The sequence below is a fragment of the Sporosarcina sp. GTC18466 genome (genome assembly GCF_055389225.1).
In genome coordinates this window covers 2,850,239-2,868,566 of the sequence record NZ_AP044037.1, presented here as the reverse complement: position 1 = coordinate 2,868,566, position 18,328 = coordinate 2,850,239, and the positions used below count along the sequence as shown (strand labels likewise).

At 49.0% G+C, this 18,328-nt stretch carries 18 protein-coding genes and 1 riboswitch; of the genes, 7 read left to right on the top strand and 11 right to left on the bottom strand.

Annotated features, from left to right (window positions below; translation table 11 throughout):
• The first annotated feature begins 133 nt into the window (after positions 1-133).
• On the top strand, positions 134-850 hold the full coding sequence (locus ACZ5FK_RS14185; protein WP_464805525.1) for a tryptophan-rich sensory protein: 717 nt from the start codon (positions 134-136) through the stop codon (positions 848-850).
• Positions 851-938: 88 nt separating this feature from the next.
• Here the strand turns inward: ACZ5FK_RS14185 and thiT are convergent, their stop codons facing one another.
• A complete protein-coding gene (gene thiT, locus ACZ5FK_RS14180; RefSeq protein ID WP_464805524.1) occupies positions 939-1,496 on the bottom strand; it encodes an energy-coupled thiamine transporter ThiT in 558 nt (185 codons plus the stop codon).
• Positions 1,497-1,582: 86 nt separating this feature from the next.
• A riboswitch (TPP riboswitch) is annotated at positions 1,583-1,684 on the bottom strand.
• A 103-nt stretch (positions 1,685-1,787) separates the two neighbouring features.
• Between thiT and ACZ5FK_RS14175 the strand changes: the two genes are divergently transcribed.
• Together ACZ5FK_RS14175 and map are read left to right on the top strand one after the other, a co-directional pair.
• Positions 1,788-2,129, top strand: coding sequence for a magnetosome magnetite crystal formation protein family (locus ACZ5FK_RS14175; protein ID WP_464805523.1), 342 nt, complete (start codon positions 1,788-1,790; stop codon positions 2,127-2,129).
• Between the two features lie 90 nt (positions 2,130-2,219).
• Entirely contained in the window at positions 2,220-2,966 is a 747-nt protein-coding gene (map, locus tag ACZ5FK_RS14170; RefSeq protein ID WP_464805522.1) for a type I methionyl aminopeptidase, read from the top strand.
• Positions 2,967-3,027: 61 nt separating this feature from the next.
• On the opposite strand, the gene ACZ5FK_RS14165 is transcribed toward map, so the two are convergent.
• The 10 genes from ACZ5FK_RS14165 to ACZ5FK_RS14120 form a co-directional block, all read right to left on the bottom strand.
• Positions 3,028-4,209 carry a DEAD/DEAH box helicase gene (locus ACZ5FK_RS14165; RefSeq protein WP_464805521.1) on the bottom strand — a complete coding sequence of 394 codons (1,182 nt, stop codon included), beginning with the start codon at positions 4,207-4,209 and terminating at the stop codon, positions 3,028-3,030.
• A 60-nt stretch (positions 4,210-4,269) separates the two neighbouring features.
• Complete coding sequence (locus tag ACZ5FK_RS14160) at positions 4,270-5,745, bottom strand: amidase family protein (protein WP_464805520.1); 1,476 nt, start codon at positions 5,743-5,745, stop codon at positions 4,270-4,272.
• Between the two features lie 4 nt (positions 5,746-5,749).
• Positions 5,750-5,920, bottom strand: a complete 171-nt coding sequence (locus ACZ5FK_RS14155; protein ID WP_464805519.1) for a Fur-regulated basic protein FbpA — start codon at positions 5,918-5,920, stop codon at positions 5,750-5,752.
• 217 nt (positions 5,921-6,137) lie between these two features.
• Positions 6,138-7,355 (bottom strand): IS4 family transposase, encoded by a 1,218-nt coding sequence (locus tag ACZ5FK_RS14150; protein ID WP_464805518.1) that lies wholly within the window; start codon positions 7,353-7,355, stop codon positions 6,138-6,140.
• Positions 7,356-7,941: 586 nt separating this feature from the next.
• Positions 7,942-9,159, bottom strand: a complete 1,218-nt coding sequence (locus ACZ5FK_RS14145; protein WP_464805517.1) for a carboxylate--amine ligase — start codon at positions 9,157-9,159, stop codon at positions 7,942-7,944.
• Positions 9,160-9,245: 86 nt separating this feature from the next.
• Positions 9,246-9,932 (bottom strand): RluA family pseudouridine synthase, encoded by a 687-nt coding sequence (locus ACZ5FK_RS14140; RefSeq protein WP_464805516.1) that lies wholly within the window; start codon positions 9,930-9,932, stop codon positions 9,246-9,248.
• 122 nt (positions 9,933-10,054) lie between these two features.
• Positions 10,055-10,474, bottom strand: coding sequence for a low molecular weight protein-tyrosine-phosphatase (locus tag ACZ5FK_RS14135; RefSeq protein WP_464807446.1), 420 nt, complete (start codon positions 10,472-10,474; stop codon positions 10,055-10,057).
• Between the two features lie 240 nt (positions 10,475-10,714).
• Positions 10,715-11,548 carry a glycerophosphodiester phosphodiesterase gene (locus tag ACZ5FK_RS14130; RefSeq protein WP_464805515.1) on the bottom strand — a complete coding sequence of 278 codons (834 nt, stop codon included), beginning with the start codon at positions 11,546-11,548 and terminating at the stop codon, positions 10,715-10,717.
• A 199-nt stretch (positions 11,549-11,747) separates the two neighbouring features.
• Positions 11,748-12,635, bottom strand: a complete 888-nt coding sequence (locus tag ACZ5FK_RS14125) for an STAS domain-containing protein (protein ID WP_464805514.1) — start codon at positions 12,633-12,635, stop codon at positions 11,748-11,750.
• A gap of 295 nt (positions 12,636-12,930) precedes the next feature.
• Positions 12,931-13,755 carry a 3D domain-containing protein gene (locus tag ACZ5FK_RS14120; RefSeq protein WP_464805513.1) on the bottom strand — a complete coding sequence of 275 codons (825 nt, stop codon included), beginning with the start codon at positions 13,753-13,755 and terminating at the stop codon, positions 12,931-12,933.
• 577 nt (positions 13,756-14,332) lie between these two features.
• Here ACZ5FK_RS14120 and speD point away from each other — a divergent pair.
• The 4 genes from speD to speB are packed head-to-tail and all read left to right on the top strand — an operon-like array spanning position 14,333 to position 18,325.
• Complete coding sequence (gene speD, locus ACZ5FK_RS14115) at positions 14,333-15,154, top strand: adenosylmethionine decarboxylase (RefSeq protein WP_464807445.1); 822 nt, start codon at positions 14,333-14,335, stop codon at positions 15,152-15,154.
• A 15-nt stretch (positions 15,155-15,169) separates the two neighbouring features.
• A complete protein-coding gene (locus tag ACZ5FK_RS14110; protein ID WP_464805512.1) occupies positions 15,170-16,630 on the top strand; it encodes an aminotransferase class I/II-fold pyridoxal phosphate-dependent enzyme in 1,461 nt (486 codons plus the stop codon).
• Positions 16,630-17,481, top strand: a complete 852-nt coding sequence (gene speE, locus ACZ5FK_RS14105) for a polyamine aminopropyltransferase (RefSeq protein ID WP_464805511.1) — start codon at positions 16,630-16,632, stop codon at positions 17,479-17,481. The genes ACZ5FK_RS14110 and speE overlap by 1 nt, the downstream gene beginning before the upstream one ends.
• A complete protein-coding gene (gene speB, locus ACZ5FK_RS14100) occupies positions 17,471-18,325 on the top strand; it encodes an agmatinase (RefSeq protein ID WP_464805510.1) in 855 nt (284 codons plus the stop codon). The genes speE and speB overlap by 11 nt, the downstream gene beginning before the upstream one ends.
• The last annotated feature ends 3 nt before the right edge of the window (positions 18,326-18,328 follow it).

Genomic DNA, 18,328 nt, shown 5'->3' with positions numbered 1-18,328 from the left:
TCTAAAAAAACCTGCCATTTCATTATACCACGACTATTCGGGAATCGAAATAAATGAATTGTAATTGATTCTTCATACTTTCCTGCGCATCTTAGCCCTTTCCTATGTATACTTGTATATAGGAGGATTTGGAATGTCTAAATTACTGCTTATGACTTTTACATTGGTCGCTGCCATCGCCTGTAATTTGGCAGTCACCATGTTTTCAATGAATGGCACTACTACGAATGAAATTACCGGCCGTCTTCCGGTGCTCTTCAATCCGGCCCATTATGTCTTTCTCATATGGGTGGCCATATATGGATCGCTTTTTTATTGGATCAGCAAGAGCCGATCTGATCAGACGCAGCTCATGCCTCGGCGGGTTGTGCTGTTTCTCATGGCATGCGGGCTGCAAATTGCCTGGATGCTGCTTTGGCAATTCGAGCAATTCAACTGGTCGCTCGCAGTCAAAGCTGCCTTGCTGCTGACCTTGACTATTTTTTATTTCACTTACCCTTCCCGGGAGAATAAACTTGCGAAACGGGCGCCTATCTCTTTGTTCTTCGCATGGACCTCCGTCACCTTCATCTCCAATCTGGTATATGTTCTGATGTTGCATGATTGGTCGGGATGGGGGCTCAGCGATCCGCTGTGGACGGTCATATATATGACGATCGGTGCGGCTGTAGCTCTACATTTTATGTATCACCACGGAGATTATGTATTTATCCTTGTGTATATCTGGACCTTCCTGGGCATAGCTGTTAAAAACGGCACGGATGAGTTATTCGTATCGTCCGCCGCTATTTTCCTGCTTGTCGTTCTTGCGGCAAGCTTCCTGTTTCTGCGGGACCCAAAACGGGAATAGCTTGAATACCTTCATACATGGTTCTCCACTATCCGGAGGGAGGACGAAGAAATGCCGCCTCTCCATAGACTGGAGGGCGGCTTTCATGTTATGCATGTTTTAGCAAACGCTGTGAAGAAGCAAACAGCGGAACGGCAATTACTGAACATAGGATAATGGACGGAATCATGAAGGAACCGTTATAGATCAATGAGTAAAGCCATGCAGGCTGATCACCTGCGTATTGTGCGTAAAATACGATTCCAGCGATGTAGTGGCAAAGGTAGCGAAGAAGCCCGCCGATCACTGTTCCTGCAATGACAGCTGCAGCCATTCCGCCTTTATTGCCGGTTGCCATGGCTTTCCGGTACCAGCCGAGCGTCACTGCTGCAAGGCCGACGACCGTATATGATCCGAAGTAGTCGAGGAACCCCTGGACAGGATGTATGAGAGTGCCGCCGATTACAGCCTGCAGAGTACCTGTCAGCAATCCTGTCAGCATGCCTCCGGCGAGTCCCCAGCGGAATGCCATGACGATGACCGGCAGCATGGACAAGGTGATCGACCCTCCCTGCGGCATTTTAAACAGCGTAATCTGATCGAGCACGAAAGACAATGCTCCCAAAATAGCAACTTCCAACAACATTTGAAGACGTTTACGATCCATTTTTTCTCCTCCTTTGATTTTGGAGGGATACGGTAAACGGACAAAAAAAGACGCCCCGGATAGAACCGGGACATCTCGTTATGTATGCCTGTTTCCATCCACATCCCTACGCAAGTGCGAACTTACAGGTTCTAAGGGTCAGGACATGCGTCCAATCTCAGCCAGAAACGGCCCCCCTTGTGGTCTTGTAATTCAATTGTCGCCTTCATTGTATATGATGGGACAATTGGAAACAAGATGAGCAGAAGAAATACTTCTACTCGGAATCTTTCGCAAAAGGAGGTTTTCCTATTGGCCAACAATAAAATACTATCCGCATTGTGTTATTTCAGCATATTCTTTTCACCGCTGCTATTGCCGGTTGTCGTTTATTTCGCTTCCAATGACCATGAAGTGAAGATGAACGCAAAACGATCGCTCTTTTCACATCTCATACCGGTCGTTGTCCTGATTGCGGGTTTCATCATCTTTTCATTCTCCCTTGTGTCATTCGAACAGCGTCTTAACACGATCGTGACTGGACGTTTCGATTTTTGGGGATTGGCCCCTTTCCTGTTTCTTCTCATATACGGCGCATTGACGCTAGTTGTAATTGTATGGAACATCTACCAGGGCGTGAAAGTGATGAAGTGAACCAAGCGGATGCATCATCCATTTCTACATCCGCTGCGTATGATATAGTTATGGATGGTAAAGCAATGCGAGCAGAAAGGACTTGTAAAGATGATAGTCAAAACAACTGAAGAAATCGAAGCGTTACAGAAGATAGGCCGGATCGTCGCAGAGATTCGCGAAGCGATGAAAGAGGCCACGGTCCCTGGCATTACGACAAAAGAATTGGATGAAATCGGCGGCCGGCTGTTCTCCGAAAAAGGAGCGGTCTCAGCACCGATCGATCAATATGATTTTCCAGGCTACACATGCATCAGTGTCAACCATGAAGTGGCCCACGGCATTCCGGGTTCCAAAGTGATCCAGGAAGGCGATCTTGTGAATATTGACGTCTCGGGATCATTCGGCGGTTATTTCGCCGATACGGGCATCTCATTCGTCGTAGGTGCTTCTGATGAGCGGAAACAGAAACTTTGTGACGTTGCGAAAAGCGCTTTCGACCGGGCAATGACGAAAGTGAAACCCGGCTCACGGCTGAATCAGATCGGAAAAGCGGTGGAACGTGAAGCACGCGACAATGGGCTAACGGTCATCAAGAACTTGACCGGCCACGGTATTGGCACATCTCTCCACGAAGAGCCGCAGCATATCCTGAACTATTATGATGCATGGGATAAGACTTTGATGACTGAAGGCATGGTGCTGGCGGTCGAGCCGTTCATCTCCGAAAAGGCTGAGCATATTATTGAGCTCAGTGACGGCTGGACGTTCGCGACGCCTGATAAATCCTTAGTTGCACAAATCGAGCATACGATTATCGTCATGAAAGACGGGCCGATGATCTTGACTGAACTATAATGCCAAAAGAGACCTGGATCGCATTGATAGCGTTCCAGGTCTCTTTATATGCCCAGCCGCGTTATTTCTTGCGCGGCTGTTTCTTCTTTTTAGAAGGCGATTTTTTCACGGCAGTCTCCGTTTTCGTCTTCGCATTCCCTTCCATCAGCTTGCCATGGTACCAGATTTTCTGCACAGGTTTGAATTGCTTCGTCAGCTTCCGGTAATCCTTCTCCTCCGGGTATGAAAGAAGGGTCAATACTTCCCCGTCTCGCCCTGCACGTCCTGTCCTGCCCGAACGATGGATGTATTGCTCGATCGTATGCGGGACATCCACGTGGATCACATGCGTCAGTCCGTCAATGTCCAATCCTCTGGCCGCAAGATCCGTAGCAATCAAGATGTTGATATCGCCTTTACGGAACCGCTCCAATGTCTCCTGCCGTTCAAACTTCCTCATATCCGAGTACAAGACAGCGATCGGCGCATCGTTGTGATTCAATTTGATCTCCTTCATGCGGATCTGATCGACATTGTTCATGAACGCAAGCGCGTGGATGCCTTCCATATGGGAGAGCCCCCGCAGCAAATCCGTCTTATCCCGGGCGTCCGTCTTGATGAATGAATGCTCGATGGATGCGGTTATAGGCATCTCATCCAGGGAAACCCGGAATCGAGCAGGGTCGTTCATCAGATTTTTTGCGACAAGTTCAATTTCGTCTGTGATGGTCGCTGAGACTACCGCAACTTGCCGGTCCGGACTGGCGCCCTCAATCAAATTCTTTACGAGGACCCGGTAATCCCTTGACAGCAATTGGTCGCCCTCATCAAGGACAATTGTTTCGATGTCGGCCATTTTAAGCCGTTTCGCCTTCACCAGTTCGACAATCCGGCCCGGTGTCCCGACTACAATGGTCGGTTTCTTCTTCAGCTTTTCAATCTGCCTTTGCATGTTGGCACCGCCGATCAGCTGCGTCACCGTAATATCCGTTTCAGCTGTCCAGTCACGGATAACGTTGACGATCTGCATGGCGAGTTCCTGGGAAGGTGCCATGATGAGCGCTTGGGTCCGCTGCTTGGAACCGTCGACCTTTTGAAGGATCGGCAGTACATAAGCAAGCGTCTTGCCGGTCCCTGTCGGCGATTCCGCCACAATATCCTTTCCGGCAATCATTTCGGGTATCATCTGCTCCTGGATCGGAGTCGGCTCCGCAAAGTTCCATTTCTTCTTAATCCTATTGTCCATCGTATCCAAAAAGGACATGTCCATCCCCGCTTTCAAACGTTTCCTATACGTTAATAATGGACTTTATGGCCGTTCTTTTCAACTACTTTCGAACAGGGCTCGGGGCTTCCTCCGTCCTTTCACCTTCTGCTCATACGCAAAGGCGTAGCCAATCAGCTCGAATTCCGTGCACGCCTGGCCGCAGAACGTGATGTTGAACGGTTCCCCTTTATCCGAAAACGCAGAAGGGACGGTGACTGCCGGGTATCCCGCCGCAGCGCTGAAGCTGCAGCCATGATCTTGCGGGAAGACCAGGACATCGACACCATTTTTGCCGAACGCTTTCCCGAGCGCTTCCTCTTCCGCGAGATGCCTATTACGCAGCAGAGCCTCCAAATAGACTGGTTCTGTAAGAGTCCCGCTTGTCCGGGCCACTTTTTCCAATGTCACCTGGCCATATTCAAGTGTCTCCTCGGGATGTTTTTTATTGAATTCGATAATATCGTGGATGGTGCGAATCGGATTTGTACTCGCCGTATGCCCCAAATATTCATGGAGGGCCGCTTTGAATTCATAAAGAAGAACCTCGTAGCCAAGATCATCCTCCATCGTACCGAGTTCGATATTGTCGTGGATGATCGCGCCAGCCTGCTCGAGGCTTCGCAAGGCTTCATCAAAAAGCTTTCTGCGTTCTGTCGAGATTTCTCGTTCGAATATCTTTCGAGGCACTCCGATATGCACGCCTTCCAGCGCATCCGCTTGTAACGCCTCCTGCCAGTCGACGTGTTCAAACCGCTTCGCAAGAACAGTTGCCGGATCCGCCTTATCCTGGCCAACCAGCACACTGAAGACGAGCGCCGCATCTTCGACGGTCCTCGCGATAGGGCCTGGGGTATCTTGTGTAAAAGAAAGCGGGATGATCCCGGATCGGCTGATCGCTCCCACGGTCGGCTTGATGCCGACTAGCGAGTTCTGGGCCGCAGGATTGATGATCGATCCGGTCGTCTCCGTACCGATGGAGGCGGCAGCCAGATTCGAAGCCACGCCGGCAGCAGACCCGGAGCTCGAGCCCCCTACGTCAAAGGGGCCATACGGATTCTTCACTTGACCGCCCCGCGAACTCCAGCCGTTCGTCATGCGGTCCGACATGAAATTCGCCCATTCCGTCATATTTGTCTTGCCGAGAATGACCGCCCCAGCCTCACGGAGCTTCCTGACCAGAAAAGCGTCATCCTCCGCGTAGAAATGCTGCATCGCGAGCGAACCGCAGCTCGTATGCATTCCGTCAGCTGTATCCATATTATCCTTCAGCAATATCGGAATGCCATGCAGCCAGGAGCGCACTGTGCCGTACGCCTGCCTTTCCTCATCCAGACCTTTTGCAATTTGAAGCGCTTGCGGATTCAGTTCAAGAACCGCCCGCAGTTCGCTATTCTTCCGGCGGATTGCATCGATATACAGCACAGTCAGCTCCTCGCTCGTCAGCTCGCCTGCCGCCATCTTTCCCTGCATATCCCGGATGGTCGCTTCTTCCAGCCATTCATCACGCAGTCTTTGCAATCTTTCATTCAACATACGCTCACCTCAATTGCTCAATGCCGCCTTTACTGTCCACATATTGTTTCATCAATTCATATAGAGATAATTCATATAACTGTTTGCCATTCACTTTAAACACGCCTTGACCGACTAGATCGTTGATAATCAGATCGCGCTTGCGATCAAAATGGATATCTTCTATCTTTCTCATGATGATGTTCCTTTCATCTCGATGTGCATTGTTTTCCTTTCAAGTATTCCCTTTCGCCATTTGCAGGTAAACCTGTCTGAACATTCGAGGAAGTGTTTTTGACGGTTGCTAGCCACTAGCGTTGCATAACTTGAATATGTACCCATTTAATACTTATGTAACCTAATTAAAATGAACAAAAAGAAACACCTTACCAATTTTATTAAAAGTAATTTTTTTACTTTTTACGAGACTTATTTAAATAATGGTCTTTTGTAATCGGTGAAACGATGGCAACGTCTTCTCCGTATTGGATAGGAATTGGAATGCATTCGGGAAGCTTTTGCCTTCCTTTGCTTTTCTTGAGCCTTCGATTGCAAGTAGCTAACAACGTACTTATCGGCCGATAGACATGCGCTCTAATAAGTCGTAAAAAATCCCAAATAGATCTTTTTGGCTGATGTATCAGCCGCATGATTTCAATCAGCGCAAATGCGATCAAGGTAATATACATTTGATTCCATATTCCTTTAGGCGACTGGCTGAAAAGGTGATTGAGTTTCAAATGCTGCTTGATCCATTTGAAGAAAAGCTCGATATACCACCGGTTCTTGTACGTTTCCAGAATTTCCTCTTCACTTAGGTCTAGCCGGTTGGTTACTAAGTGGAACTTTGTTCCTTCTGCATCTTCGAACTCGATATAGCGTAGTATCTCGGGCCTGGTTTGTATTGAAACAAGTTCATTCCGGGTGACAGAGGGATGAGTCGGTGCATAGGACCAAATGGTCTCCATGTGAAACGTCTTTCGCACACGCACCAGGAATTGAATGTTTCTCTGAAGCCAACCGCCCATCTTGGTTTTGTGTGCATATCCGCGGTCCATGATGTATAGAGCATCTTCGTCGATGATGTAATTGACGGCATCCGAGTCCGCAATATTTCCTGTCGAAGCGATCATTTTTTCTGGAAATGCGCTGTCTGATGAAGCGACGACAATCCGGACATGGAGTTTTATGCCGCTTGAAACCTTGGAGATCGCTGTCCAGTTCGATGCACTATCAGGCAATTTTACGTAAGTTCCATCAATGATTCTGATGATACCAACGTTTGTATTCATGCCTATGGCATGTCGTTGTAAGGTCCAGTAACACTTAGTTAAACGACTTAGCAGATCAACAAGCTGGTTGGTGTCTAGATTGATGAGCCGACGACTAAGCTGGGAATGGCTGATTGACTGCAAATCTAGTTCTCGTTGTATGGATTTGTTAGCGCGGATGTTTTCTTCGATTTCTCGATGGCTTTCCCACTTACAGATCATACTTAATATGAGGGCTTTGACCAATGCGAAGTCAGTTAACTTCTTAGCATCGTAGTTCATCAGAGGGCATGCCAGACTGTTGGCTGGCAGCAACGATAAGTATTGACGAAATACTAAGTTATGGTCTATGCTTCCCATAGGGAGTCTCCTTTCTGTAGGATATAACTGGTTTAGTCGTCAGTTATTATTTTACAGTAGGAACTCTCTTTTTGCATTATTCAGGCATTGATGAATACTAGTTTTATATCTATTTACCATAAATTTAAAGCTGTGCAACGCTAGTGGTTGCTAGCTGGGAGTGGCTGTTCGGCTCGGCTAAAAGGCGTTCGACCGGCGGATTCGGGCGCTCGGAGTGGCTAAATAGGCGTTCAACTGACGAAATCGGGCGCTCGGCATGGCTAAACGGGCGTTCAACTGACGAAATCGGGCGCTCGCAATGCTAAAAGGGCGTTCGACTGACGAAATCGGGCGCTCGGCACGGTGAATCGGGCGTTCGACTGACGAAATCGGGCGCTCGGCACGGTGAATCGGGCGTTCGACCGGCGGATTCGGGCGCTCGACGCTACAACAGATCGTTCAAGGTTCATAAACAGTTGCTCGTCAGCTTAAACGGATCGTTGCCGGCGCTAATCGGTCGTTTCCCCAATACGACGGCCGGCAGCCGCCCCGCTAAATCCGCAAACAAAAAAAGAAGGAGCGGCCACCAAGCGGCCCCTCACCTTCTTTACCAAGTATGATTTTTGTACTTTTTGTAGTAATTCACTTGCCGCGCCAGCAGATAGAGCTTCCGCTTGAAGTTCTTATCTCCCTTATAGAACAGCGGGTTGGCGTACTTGCCGGCCCGCAAAAGCCCCCTGATCTCTTCCGCGACATCCGAGTTGTCGACGAATTTTTTGAGAACTATTTTCGGGACGACGGTGAACAGGAATTTCTCTTTCAGCAAGGTTAACGGCTTCTCTTTATTGTAGATCACGTCATCCACGAGATTGCGGGCCATGTTATGTCCGCATGACGTAATATAGTAGCTGGATCGTCCTTGCCTGATATTGACTTCGAACACTTTGAACGTGCCGTCGCGGTAGTCGAATTTCAAGTCGAAATTGGCGTAGCCGACATAGCCGAGGGCCTCGAGGAATCCTTTCAGCTTCATCATCATTTCCTCATTGAACCTCGTGATGACGGCCGTGTAGTTGCCGATTGCGGTGAGTGTATGCTCTTGCAGGACGACTTGTCCGAATGTGATCAGCTCCGTATGACCCTTGCTGTTGATATAGAAGACGGAATCCCACATGTATGTGTCGTCGCCGGGGATGAAGTCCTGGATGATCAGGTCGTCCCGGTAGCCGCTCGCCTTGATCGTCTCGATGACTGTGGCGATCTCTTCGTAGGAATCCACCTTGTACACCTTTTGCATGCCAGGGAACGGGTGCTTATAATACATGACACCATTGCTCGGCTTGATGATGACCGGAAATGTCACTTTGTCCTCAAAAGCGCCGTTTTCCGCACAGGAATAGAAGTAGGTGGCCGGCGCATCGATACCATGTTCCGCACAAAGCCGGTAAAAGTTCTTCTTCACCAGCAGATTATTCAACAGATCTTCATCTATGTAATTGAAGACAAAATGCTTCCGCAGCTCTTCCGCATTCTCGATGATAAGACGGACATACAGATCGTTTGTTCCGACTAGCAGAAGCTGCTTGCCAGGCTCTTGATATTTGGAAGCCACCTGTTTTAAGAAGCGGACAAACTCCTTTGATTCACCGATTCCCGTGTTGTATTCAATGGCTTTGGGAATCGAGCTGAGTTTCGTGAAGGAAAGCGGCTCTTTGCCGACCAATATTGGATGGATGCCGTATTCTTCGTGAAAGGAGATTGCCATATTGTATGCGTTTATATCTGTCCCGACGATGATCGGGATGAACGGTTCGTTTGTCATCATAGTCCTCCAGCTGCCCTTAATATGTTCATGATAAGTGTAGGGTTCTCGTTTTCCGATGTCAATGAAGAGCAGGCACGGACTTTCAATTAGGTCAAGATGGCCAGATCCATTACCCTGTCCCAAGGGGCCTTGCCAGGCGGCAGCGATTCAAAACGCATCCACTCTTTTGTCGTAGGATGCGGAAACTCCAGCGTATGTGCCCATAATGCAATCTGTTCGCCCGGCCGATTCACATGGCGGCCGTATTTTTGGTCGCCGTATAAGGGGTTGCCAATCGCTGCGAGTTGAACCCGGATCTGATGGGAGCGTCCGGTATGGAGCGCCACGGCAAGAAGGCTCAAGTTCTGGTCATGAGATAATGCTTCATAAAAGAGCGAAGCCTGTTTCGCCCCATCCGTCTTAGGTGACACGACATGCACTTCATTGCGGGCCGCATCTTTCTTCAAATGGTGGCCCAGGACCGCCTGCCCCTCCAATTTGCCCCGGACTACGGCCAAGTAACACCGATTCATCTCTTGCCTCCTCAGCGTATCCGACAGGCGTGATGCAGCTTTAGAGGTCTTGGCGAATACCATGACACCCCCTACCGGCCGGTCCAGGCGGTGCACAAGCCCCAGATACACATTCCCCGGTTTGTTATGCCGCTTTTTCAAGTCCTCCTTGAGCAAGGTCAGCATGTCCGCGTCTCCGCTTCGATCCGACTGGACAGGGATATTCACCGGCTTCAGGGCGACGAGCAGATGGTTGTCCTCATATAAAATGGGTAAGCGCATCGATCTGACCGCCTTTCTTTCCAATTGTCGCCACCGGATAATGCCTTCCTGCCTGTTGTTCTCTCATCTGAATTCCTCCTAGTTCGTTTCCGCGAAGAAGGACTGCCAATTCCGGCAGCCCTTCATGCGGATAGATCGTCTTCTTTTATTTTCGCAAGCAGCGCCTTGCAGCCTGCCGTCACCAACTGATAGGTCTCTTCGAAATCACCGGTGAAATAGGGATCCGGCACGTCTTTCGGCACTTCCGTCATCTCCAGCAGGCGGAAGATCTTCGGATGGTCAGGCTGTCCGAGCATCTCCCTGATCTCACTGATATTACTTGCGTCCATCCCGATGATATAGTCGAACCGCTCAAAATCGCCTGCGTCGACTTGTCTTCCGGCCATGCCTTCTGTTGAGATTCCGTACTCCTTCAGTTTATTGACGGTCCCTTCGTGCGGCGGGTCTCCGATATGCCAGCTGCTCGTTGCCGCAGAATCCACTTCTATCCTGTCAGCGAGGCCTTCATCCGCGGCCATCTTCCGAAACACAGCCTCCGCCATAGGTGACCTGCATATATTTCCAAGACAGACGAACACGACACGAACCTTCTTGTCTCTAATCAATCCTATCTCCTCCTCTCCTTTTCTATCATGTCATATTTCCGCAGTCCTCCGCAAAGAAATGCGAGCCCTCCTAACCGGCATGAAAAAAGCTCCCCGAAATGAAAGCCCTTGTTTCAGGCAGCCATTTCGGGAAGCTAGCCGTTTTCCGGCGTCTTCCTCTATCACATCCAGTCATATCTATTCTTTCGCCAGATACAGCTCTTCCGGGCGCTCCTTCAAATCGGAAATGATGCCATCCACTTTGTACTTCATCGCTTTGGAGACGAGGCGCCGGTCTTTCTTCGACCATACAAACACTTTGCCGCCGCTCTTATGGATCTGGTCAACCATCCGCTTGTTCGTGAATGAAACATTGAAGTTAATATAATCAGCGAATGTCAAATAGTCATCGATTTTCCGCTTGGTTAGCAGTGAATCTTTCGGATGGACAAGGATGGCGATTTCAACATCCGGGATAAGGCTATGTATTTTTCTCATCGACTCCACATCGAATGATTGGATGATGATCCTGTCGGCAGCATTATATTTATTGAGCACGCCGGCTACCTTCTCTTCAATTCCCGGATAGTCTTCCGGGTCTTTGATCTCAATGACAAGTCCTACTTCCCCTGCGAATTCCTCAACGAGCTCATCCAGCGTCATGATCGGCTCTCCGGCGAATTCCTCCCCGAACATGAGGCCGGCGTCAAGCTGCCTGAGTTCAGCGAGCGTCATATCACGGATTAATCCTTCGCCGTCCGTCGTCCTGTCTACTTTGTCATCATGCATAATGATGAGCTCCCCGTCTTTTGAGACATGTACATCACATTCCAAGTAATCCGCATTCAGGTCGACCCCTTTTTGGAAAGCGGAACGTGTATTTTCAGGCGCATACGCGGAAGCCCCGCGGTGCGCGATACTGATCATATCATTCGGCGGCAGTTGCCGTATTGTTTGGCCATTATACCCGACGAGGACAAATAAACTTGTCACCGTCAACGCGATGATCAGCAGCACTCGATTTTTTCTCATGTCCCCTCAACCTCTATTCTCTCTGTATAAATGTTTGAATTGTCTTTAAATTAGTATATCATATAATACTAGTCTTGAATACCCTTAATTTATATATAGGGCGAATACACCAGAAAATCTGATTTGACAGCATCTTACTCTAGTCTATGTAATAAAAAAACAAAAAATCCCATGCTCATAAAAGGCATGGGATTCTTCTTCATTCTTGATCTGCCATGATCGCTTTCTCCAGCATGGCATCCGAGTCTGTCTCCAGTACCCGTTTGAGGCCAAGCTGCAAAGAGCTGAATGTCGGCACGTCTGTGAAATCAAGGCCAAGCTGAATGGCTGTCTGCACAATTTCAGGACGCATTCCAGTGATTGTCGACTGGATGCCCAGCAAACGCAGCACTTGAGTGATCTGGTAAATCTGCTGAGCGACGTGCGTATCAATCGTCGTCACTCCGGATAAATCGAGGAACAAGTGGTGAATACCTTCACTTACACATTTCATCGGGATGATATCAAGGATCATCTGCGCTCTTGTCGCATCAATTTCTCCAATCAGCGGCAGTACCCCGATTTCGGAAGTAATAGGAATGACCGGCGCGCTGAGCTCTTCAATCAGATGCTCTGCCGCAGATATACGGCTTGTCATGATTTTATGGTACTTTTCTGCAAACCGGGTAATCAGCGTATCAAGTGCGTTATTGATCATTGCGCCCCACTCAAAAGCATCCGATAATTCAATGTCGTCCTCATGTTCTTTAACAAAGAGTCCTATGTACTCCCAGTAGACGAGACGGACATTATACAGAGCCTCCAGAACTTCATACACAGGCGTATTTGTTTTGACCCTGCTTTCCGCGACTGTCCGGGCCCAATTTTCTCTGTTTTCATTGAATACATCCGGGTCTTCCAGCAAGATTGACGCCACAGTCTTGTTCGTCATGCCGTTCTGCTCGCGAAGCAGCTCCTCGGCAGGCCCTCCTGCGTCCTTTGAATAAATGGAACCTTTTTTCATAGCCCGGCGCTTTAGCCAGGCTTCGGTCATATTGCTGCTGTTTATTGATAAGTATTCATAGAGATCTTTATTTGTAATGCTCAATCTCCCCACCCTTTCTTCCAAACATCAATAAACACATATATAGACAAGTATAGCATAGGTCCGAGGGAATAGATGGTTTTTGTTTAGCTGTACGGGTTCCCGGGGAAAATGATTGGTAAAAGAGCAGGGAGCTGTTACCTATGGGTTTGAAAAAAGTAGTGAAGACAACCATCAAATGGGCGCCCATCATCTATCCGATCGTCCGTCAATTATGGAAGAAAGAAAAGCGCCATGCCGGAAAAAAATAAGTCAAAAAAGCAGTGAAGGAAAATGTCCTCCACTGCTTTTTTTGATTTCAGTTCAACACTTTGAGTTTCACTTTCTTAACGCCCCACTGCATGGCATTCTCGTAGGAGGGGATAAACACATCGATCTTATGGCCTTTAATAGCTCCGCCTGTGTCTCCTGCAATTGCTTCCCCGTATCCTTCCACCCATACCCGTGTTCCTAACGGGATGACACGCGGATCGACCGCAATTACTTTCCGGTCTGGGTTTTCCCGCAGATTAATACCGTATGCTGTCGTTCCAGAGCATCCTTTGCAATAGGCCGTATAGGCAGTCGCCGTCACGAACATCTCTTTCCCTTCCGGCTCGCTTCCTGCAGCGGATGTTGCGGGCGTTGCGGGTGCAGCCGAGACGTCCGGTGGCGCTTGTTTAGCCTGAGGCTGAGCAGCTCGCGATTTCGCCTCCACTTTCGTTTCCGTCCTCGGTTCTATCACAGAGGCGACAAACGGTTTGTTATTCGGCTCAGTCACTTCCATCCCCTCAACAAATTCCAAAAGCAGTTCGTCGCCCGGATGGATGATATCGCTCGTCAGCCGGTTCAGGCTGACCAGCTCTTCGAGAGTCATGTTATGATTCATTGCGATCCTGTAAAGGTTATCTCCGTTTTCCACAATATATGTCCGTGGCTCTTTCGGCAAGTCCGGAAAAAACAAGGCGTAATCCGGCAGTGGCCCGTCGTAGATCGGCCCTTCATAGTCGTTTGATTGAAATGGCAGCTGTTCCAAAGTGATAGGGACATATTGATCTGTTTGTGCAAATGCCTCAGCACCTGGTCCCATTCCGGTTGCTGTGATGAATACGAATCCCAGCAACATACTTTTTAGTTTCTTCATTCGTTCCTCCTTCGGTCCTCGTAGCCGGCTGTCTGTCTGCCGGCTGTACTATCTGACCGTTCTTGCATGGTTCGCGGTGATAACTGCGCAAGCAATATTCCGCCGGCCAGAAGTTACCACCTAGTATTGCCCTGCAAGTTTGAAAAACAAACATTATTATCCAAAATTTTTAGTTGTTATTAAAATTGTACTTGTCTATGTATGTTGCACTCTGTATTTCCATCTCGTTACAAACAAGATGCACTCTTGCTGCCATCATTGCCAAACAGGGAGGTTTTCATCCCTTCTTTCCCGCCATTTATCAATGTTTTATGAGCAGCCGATTGTTAACATAGCTTTGAAACGTTCGCATGTTTACCGCGAATGGATTTAGGTAACTTCTTATTATAGGAGGATGTAAAGTGTCCGTATTATACCGATGGCTAATATTCAGAAAGATTTAATCGCGTATATGTATTGACGCACAGTCCCTATCCCTTATAATTAAATCAATTTCATATTTTTCATCAGGACCCAGCCGATCCGGGGGGTCCTGAAATTATGAAGTGTATTTGTGATCTACAATCAGAGAGGCGTGATGATCGGGTTGGAAAATAAGCTGACGCTCTACGGCTTTAACAACCTCACAAAAACACTTAGCTTCAACATCTATGATGTGAGCTATGCAAAAAGTGAGCGCGAACAGAAAGATTACATCGCTTATATTGACGAACAATACAATTCTGAACGTCTGACGAATATCTTGCGTAATGTCACTGACATGATAGGAGCTCATGTGCTCAATATCAGCAAACAGGACTATGACCCGCAAGGAGCCAGCGTGACTATCCTTATTTCCGAGGAAACCATGCCAGTCGGCTTGATTGACAAGTCATGCAACCAGGGACACGCTGATATCATCGCGACACGCGACTCGGTCGTCGGCCACCTAGATAAGAGCCACTTGACAGTTCATACGTATCCGGAATACCATCCGGATAATTCCATCGCCACATTCCGCGTTGATATCGAAGTGTCGACGTGTGGCGAGATATCTCCTCTTGCCGCTCTCGATTACTTGATCGGCAGCTTCGACTCGGACATCATCACGACCGATTACCGGGTCCGCGGCTTCACAAGAAATGAACACGGCAAGAAATTTTTCATTGATCACAAAATGACTTCCATCCAGGACTATATCGATAAGGAGACCTTAAAGAAGTATGATGCGATTGATGTGAATGTCTACCAAGCGAATATTTTCCATACGAAGATGCTCATCAAGGAGATCGAGCTGCAGAATTACTTGTTCAACCGGGATGTGTATGAAATCCCGCCGAAGGAACGTCTGCAGATCACGAACAATCTTCGCAAGGAAATGATTGAGATCTTCAGTGGGACGAACATATATGATGAGTGAAGGAGGTGTTCGAGAATGACACGGATTTCACAGCATAATGCCCCGATAGCGGAGGCGCTCGATAACTATCGATCCATGCGGGTGGTGCCGTTTGACGTACCGGGCCATAAACAAGGACGCGGCAATGAGGAACTGGCGGCTTTCCTTGGTGAACGCTGCCTCAGTATCGATGTGAACTCCATGAAGCCGCTCGATAACCTGATTCACCCCGTATCGGTCATACGGGATGCCGAGATGCTGGCAGCGGAAGCGTTCGGTGCCAGGCATGCTTTTTTCATGGTGAACGGTACGACGTCAGCTGTACAAGCGATGGTCATGACCGCCTGCAAAGAAGGCGATAAGATCATCCTTCCGCGGAATGTCCACAAAAGCGCAATCAATGCGCTTATTTTGTGCGGGGCTACCCCCGTTTACGTCAATCCAGGAACCCACAAAGAGCTCGGAATCCCTCTCGGCATGGCCCTTGAGGACGTACGGCAGGCCATCGCGGATCATCCGGATGCCAAAGCGATCCTTATCAACAATCCGACGTATTATGGCATCTGCTCGAACCTTAAAGCGATAACGGAACTCGCGCATGAAAATGGCATGCTCGTCCTTGCTGATGAGGCGCATGGCACCCATTTTTATTTCAATGAACAGCTGCCTTTGTCAGCCATGGAGGCCGGAGCCGACATGGCTGCTGTCAGCATGCACAAATCCGGAGGGTCGCTTACGCAGAGCTCCTTCCTCTTGATCAACAACGAAGTGGATGAAGGGTATACCCGCCAGATCATCAATTTGACGCAGACGACAAGCGGCTCTTACCTGCTCATGTCGTCCCTCGACATTTCACGGAAAAACCTGGCCCTGTACGGCAATGCCATTTTCGATAAAGTCATCGGGATGGCAAAATACACTCGAGAAGAGATCAATGCGATCGGCGGCTATTATGCCTTTTCAGATGAATTGCTGAATGGGGACACGATTTTTGATTTCGATATTACGAAGCTCTCTGTACATACGAGGGAAATCGGCCTTGAGGGGATTGAAATCTACGATATCCTTCGGGACGAATACGATATCCAGATCGAGTTCGGGGATATCGGCAACCTGCTCGCCTACATTTCTGTCGGAGACCGGGCCCGTGATATTGAACGCCTCGTTGCCGCGCTCGGCGAAATCAAACGGCTGTACGGCCGGGAAACGCCGCCTGCAGTCGATGCGTACGATTACATCAATCCGATCGTCGAATTATCGCCGAAGCAGGCGTTCTACTCACCGAAGGAAAGCATGCCGCTTTCTGAAAGCGCCGGTTGCATCGCGGGTGAATTTGTCATGAGCTATCCGCCAGGCATCCCGATCCTCGCTCCAGGCGAACGCATTACACAGGAAATCCTGGACCATATCGAATATTGCAGGGACAAGGGCTGTTTCCTTTCCGGAACTGCGGATAGCCGGGTGCTTAACATCAATGTTGTAAAGGAGCAATCATGATGGACTTATGGTATACCGAAGATCATTCACCGGATGTCCGTTTCTCGTTCCGGGTGGAAGAACATCTTTACACAGGTAAAAGTGATTTCCAGAAGATCGATGTATTCCAGACAGCCGAGTTCGGCCGGGTGCTGACGCTGGACGGATACGTCATGGTCACCGAAAAGGATGAATTCATCTACCATGACATGATCACGCATGTGCCAATGGCGACGAACCCGAACATCAAAAAAGTGCTCGTCATCGGCGCAGGAGATGGCGGTACGATCCGTGAACTGGTACGCTATGAATCCATCGAGCGGATCGATATGGTGGAGATCGACGAAATGGTCGTCGATGTCTGCAAAGAATATTTGCCGCAGACCGCTTCAAAGCTCGACGATCCGCGGGTACATCTGTTTTTCGAAGACGGCTTGCGTTTCGTCCGCAACAAAGTCGATGAATATGATCTGATCATCGTCGATTCGACCGATCCGTTCGGCCCCGGAGAAGGCCTGTTCACGAAAGAATTCTACGGCAACTGCTATAAGGCCCTGACCGATGACGGCATCCTTGTGAACCAGCATGAAAGCCCTTTCTACAAGGAGGACGCGCTCGGCATGCAGCGGGCGCATAAGCGCATCATCGGGTTCTTCCCGGAATGCAAAGTGTACCAGGCGCATATTCCGACCTATCCATCCGGCCACTGGCTGTTCGGATTCGCTTCAAAGAAGTATGACCCTGTGAAGGATCTGGATGCAGACGCTTGGAACGCGCTTGGCATTAAGACGCGGTATTATAACACAGACGTCCATGCCGGCTCGTTCGCCTTGCCAAACTACGTGAAGGAGCAACTACAAGATGTTGAATAAAAATATCGAGACATTCATCGGCTGTGATAGCGAATACGAAGACGCAGATATCGTCCTGTTCGGAGCACCGTTCGACTCCACCACTTCCTTCCGGCCGGGCACGCGCTTCGCGAGCAAAGTGATGCGCGGCGATTCGTTTGGAATTGAAACATACAGCCCGTACCAGGACAAGGATCTCGAAGACATCAATGTGTTTGATGGCGGAGATCTTGAATTGATCTTCGGGAATACGGAAAAAGTGCTCGGACAGATCGAAGAATATACTGCGCAAATCGTGAAAGATAAAAAGATTCCTGTCATGATCGGCGGCGAACATCTGGTGACGCTTGGCGCGGTGCGTGCGGTCGCCAAAGAATATCCTGATTTGCATGTCGTCCAGTTCGATGCACATGCGGACCTCCGCGAGGATTATTTGGGCGAACCGCTCTCCCACGCTACGGTCATCCACCGGGTCTGGGATATTCTCGGAGACGGCCGGATCTTCCAGTTTGGCATCCGATCAGGCGACCGCAGCGAAATCCAGTGGGGCAAGGACCATGTCTTCACGAATCCATTCAATTTGGACGGACTTGAAGACATCGTGAAGCAGCTTGACGGGAAACCTGTCTATTTGACGATCGATCTCGACGTGCTCGATCCTTCTGTCTTTCCTGGAACAGGGACGCCGGAAGCAGGCGGCATCAGCTTCATGGACTTGCTGCAAGGGATCCTGACCGCAAGCGGCATGAATATCGTCGCTTGTGATGTGAACGAGCTGTCGCCGGTATATGATCAAAGCGGTGTTTCAACAGCTGTCGCAGTCAAAGTGCTGCGCGAGCTTTTATTGTCACTGAATACGAAATAAGAC